General features: G+C 56.2%; 3 protein-coding genes. All 3 read left to right on the top strand.

The genetic code is table 11. The annotated features are described in order from the left end of the window. Positions 1-312 precede the first annotated feature (312 nt). Positions 313-795 (top strand): FlxA-like family protein, encoded by a 483-nt coding sequence (locus tag V6C16_RS08245; protein WP_333534882.1) that lies wholly within the window; start codon positions 313-315, stop codon positions 793-795. Positions 796-926: 131 nt separating this feature from the next. After that, positions 927-1,502: a rubrerythrin gene (gene rbr / locus V6C16_RS08240; RefSeq protein WP_333534880.1), complete on the top strand. Its 576-nt coding sequence runs from the start codon at positions 927-929 to the stop codon at positions 1,500-1,502. Positions 1,503-2,857: 1,355 nt separating this feature from the next. Next, the gene (locus tag V6C16_RS08235; RefSeq protein WP_333542995.1) at positions 2,858-4,228 is read left to right on the top strand and encodes a TolC family outer membrane protein; all 1,371 of its coding nucleotides are present in this window, start codon (positions 2,858-2,860) and stop codon (positions 4,226-4,228) included. Positions 4,229-4,622: the final 394 nt, after the last annotated feature.

Genomic DNA, 4,622 nt, shown 5'->3' with positions numbered 1-4,622 from the left:
GTGTGCGACGGGCGCGCGCGGAAGGTCGCACCCTGGCGGACAGCCGTGCTCCTCCGGCCAGGGGCAGTTGGATATGCTCCGGCAGGGGAGGGAATGCCCCCTGACTTTTGCGGCGCTGTGATGCGGTCTTTTTTTCAGGCATGGGCCGAGGCTGCCACAGGGGACAAGCCCTTGTAAAGGGCCGTTGACGCATCTTTGCCTGGCCGCCGGCAGGTTTTTCCCGGGATGCGCTGGCACGGCTTTTGCTCTTTTTTTCTGGCACGGGCGGTAGGAATTGTTTTCCAACCGGTGCGAAGCATCGAAGGAGCAGATATGAGCGTGTCCGGCACATATGGCGTTGGCGGGCTTTCCGGCGTGGAAGGGATATGGGATCTGGGCGGCAGCGCCCGAAATGCCGCCGCTTCCGGCAAGGGCGATTCCGGCGATACCGTAAATATTTCTGAAGAGGCCAAAGAGCTTTTGCGCGAAAAACTGGGACGCTATTCGGCTTCGGGCAAGGCGTCGGAGGCAGGGGACGGGCAGGCCGCTTCCGGCAGTTCCGTGGCAGGACTTTCCGGCAGCGGTGGTGACGACAAGGCTTCAGGGGCAGGGGGCGCGTCAGGCGGGCTTGGCGGTTCCAGCTCTGTTGAGGGTATAAAAAAACAGATAGAAGCCCTCAAAAGCCAGTTGACCAGCCTTGCCGGCCAGGCCGGCGGTCGCGGACCGGATACGGCTTTGCAAAGCAAAATCAATGCTCTTCAGGCGCAGCTTGCGGCTCTTGAGGCGCAGCTTGCCGAGGCCGAACAGGCTTCGTAGGCTATTGACAGTAACAAATATCAATTATATGAAGTGTCCTGGGGGATGGCTGCTGCTATCCCTTTTTATTTCGTTTACGCCCAAACACCTTAATATACGGCATGCATTGCATGCGAAAGAGAGGTTTTGCCATGAAATCGTTAAAGGGAACCCAGACCGAGAAAAATATTCTGACTGCCTTTGCCGGTGAGTCGCAGGCCCGTAATCGCTATGACTTTTTCTCTTCTGTCGCCAAAAAAGACGGCTATGTGCTGGTGCAGGAAATCTTTCTTGAAACCGCCGCGCAGGAAAAAGAACACGCCAAGCGCCTTTTCAAGTTTCTTGAAGGCGGCGAAGTAGAAATTCAGGCCGCGTATCCTTCGGGGATCATCGCGGGCAGCGAAGCCAACCTGCGTGCTGCCGCCCACGGCGAAAACTACGAGCACACTGAAATGTATCCTTCTATGGCTGCCACGGCCGAGAAAGAAGGCTTTTCCGAGGTGGCTTGTGTCATGCGCCATATCGCCGTGGCCGAAGCCTACCACGAAAAGCGCTTCCTGAAGCTGGCGGGCGATATCAAGGAAGGCCGCATGTTCATGCGTTCCAAACCCACGGTGTGGCGCTGCATCAACTGCGGCTGTCTCGTGGACGGGGATCACGCTCCTGAAATGTGCCCCGCCTGTGCGCACCCCAAGGCATTTTTTGAAGAACTGAACTACAGCTTCTAGAGCAAATTAACTTTGAGAATGTATATTCTCAAAGTTTAAGACACGCTCGCTTCGATGCTTAACCGCGCAAGTAAATAGCTCTGCTGTCTTCGCGGCAGTCGTTGGCGAGCCTGCGAGCCTTACGAATGGCGACAGTGGTTGTGTGGAAACAAACCGCTCGTTACACATGCTGTTCGCAAGCGTAGTTTCCTGCGTTACAACTCCTGAAGCATCCGTAACTTCTTTTGTCGTAACGGCTGAAGCTGCGCTTGCATCTTTGCGGCGGGCGACTGCTCACGCAGCCGCCAGAGCAATTTCAAAGTGAAATTGCTCTGGAGCCGTTTGCGAATGAAATGAGTTAACTGCTCTGGTCTGTTTTGCTATGAAGCCGTACGGCTGCCGAAAGCTATTCTCTTGCGCGGCAGCGTGCGATCTCCGGTTTTTTGCAGGACGGTTTGCCGCCTGTGCAGGGCCGCGTCCTGTGACGCCAGCCCTGCCGGGCGGTTTCGCCCGGACTGCGGGAAGGGGCCGGCCCTGGTTCAATCACCAGATGTGCTTTGCTGTGGTGGCGATATGAAACAGAAAAGCATCCTGTGCAGCCTTTTTGCTACACTGGTGGCGATTGCTGTGCAGGTCAACCGGCATCAAGCGCTATCCGCCACCCAGGCGTATGGCCCCCGATCGCTCATGGAGAAATTTTACGTTAACACCGCTCGACGGTTGCGTAAGCGTCATGGGAGCGCAGGTGCGGTTTATCTACGCTGTGAAATGCTGAATGGCGTCTGTAGGCTTCGCGAGCACATGTTCGCAATAGTGTAATGTGATAATATATTTGATTAATTGCCTGTTTCTGGTTATCTTCATTCGGTTGCCTCCCATTTCTTCTGGCCGCGATGATCTGCAAGGCTATTCCAGATAATAAAGTATAATAATATAATTAAATATATTTTCTTTTACTATTTAATATGTTATTAGTCATTTGCTTTTTTAATGAGGTGAAAATCTCTTGCTTTTATTTTTCAGTTATTGCTAATTGTTAAGAGTCGCAGCCCCAGCCGACATACGCTTGTAGATGGTTGGTCTGCTTGGTTGGCCTGCCGTATCCGTCTGCCGTATCCGTCTGTTGTATCGGCGTTGTGCGGAGCGATACGCAAGTCGCGGGGCTTCGCGCCCAAGAGCTTGCGCGGGCCGTTAACCTGGATATTTCATCTAAAGCCTAAAGCATGCCGTTGTGGACGGTGGCACACCCGGTTGCCGTATCCGCAATGTGGGTCATTCTGACCGGCATGCGACAGAGCGGAAGGCCGCCACAAGGCGCGGCTTTTCATTCTAGGGAGTGAACTGTGAGACAGTATATTTTTACCTTTTTGGGGCTGATGCTGCTGGCCCCGGCGTCCGCTATGGCTGCCGAAAGCGCATATCCGCCTCCGCCGCCCGCCGGGCAGGCCATAACTGTGGAAGATTCCATTTATGGTGTGCTTCGTACCAACAGGGCCTTGAGGGGCATTCAGGAAAACCGTAACGTGCTTACGCACGAAGTTGACCGCGCCAAAGCCGGATTCGGCCCCCGCGTGGACGTCACCGGGCGTGCCGGCGGCAGTGTTTTGAATGACTCGAGCACGCGTAGTAAAGACCTGGATTATCAGATGTGGGGTCTGGCGGGTGTTAGCGCCCAGCTTGTGCAGCCCATCTGGGACGGCTTTGCCACACGCTCGCGCGTGCGCACTGCCAAGTCCACCCTTGAGTCTGTGAAGTTCCGTGTTTTTGACACGGCCACCTCGCTTTCTCTTGAAGGAATTATTTCGCATATCGACGTCCTGCGCCGCAGAAAGATTCTTGAACTGGCCGAAATGAACGTAAGCCAGCACAAGGCGCTGGTGAATCAGGCGCAGGACAGGGCCAGCCTTGGCGCGGATACCGCTGCCGACGTGACGCAGGCCCGTTCGCGCTTGCAGCGCGCCCTGTCGAGCCTTTCAGAGGCCAAGGCCGCCCTTCTGGTGGCAGAAGACAGGTATGTGCGTCTTACCGGGTTGCCCGCCACGGCAAAAATGGCCCCTGTGACCATGCCCCCCGAGCTTTACAAAGGCCCGGATGCCGTGATGTCCCAGGCCGAGCAGAGCAACCCCAAGGTGGCTGCCTACATGCAGGACATCCGCGCCGCGCGCGGTGAGCGTGAACTGGCTGACTCCGCCTTTTATCCCACGCTGAACCTTGAGGCCGGCCCCAACTACACAGACAGGGGCGGGGCCAGCGACCGCTGGATATACAGCTTCGACGTGCTTGGCGTTGTGCGCTGGAATATTTTCAACAGCGGGGCAGACCTGGCCGAACGGCGCGCCGCTTCGGCGCGCATCCGCCAGAGCCGCCAGGTGATGTACGATTTTATCGATGAGCTCAAGCTGGATATTGAAAACACGTGGACCAACTATCAGGCCGCTCAGGAACAGTACTCGCACTACAGCAAGGCCGTTGAGTACAGCCGGTATACCCGTTCGGCGTATATCGAGCAGTTCCAGATCGGCAGGCGCAGCATTCTTGATGTGCTTGATACGGAGAACGAGCTTTTCAACTCCTCCACCCAGGCTGAAACCGCTCGCGGCAACATTCTGGTGGGTGCGTATCGCCTGAGCGCCCTTTCGGGCAATCTGCTGCCGCAAATGTCCATTAATACCGGTCCCCTTGGGCAGGAACCGCCCAAGGATCCCGCTGACCCCCGCGAAGAATTCGCTCCCGGCTGGTTTGAGTAAGAGGCGTTTGTACCCCGACGCGCATGCGCGTCGGGGTACAAACGTTTGATTTCTTTTTATTTCCCTTCGTTCACAACGTTCCGCATTTGCATAGGATTGTCTAACAGCTTGGCAATTCAAATGCGTTAACGTACCTTAATAAACGGTAAACCGTTCAATACGGTTGCCGGCCGCAGCGCCCGGCAAGGCTCTCTGCCTTTCCGGCACACGCTCCTGCCCCTTTGCAAGGGCTTCCAGCCCTTGTGTTACAGCAACGGGAATATCATGGAACAGCCTGACACCACACATATTTCAGGGAAAATCCCGGACGGAACGGCAGCCGACGCGCCCGCGACCGGGGCTGTCGCCTCTCCTGCGTCCGCCACGTCTTCTGCCGCAGGCACGCAAGCTTCCG

The sequence above is a fragment of the Desulfovibrio sp. 1188_IL3213 genome (assembly GCF_036763145.1).
Lineage (GTDB): Bacteria > Desulfobacterota > Desulfovibrionia > Desulfovibrionales > Desulfovibrionaceae > Desulfovibrio.
Note: the sequence above shows the minus strand (reverse complement) of the source record. Positions and strands in the feature narration are given on the sequence as shown.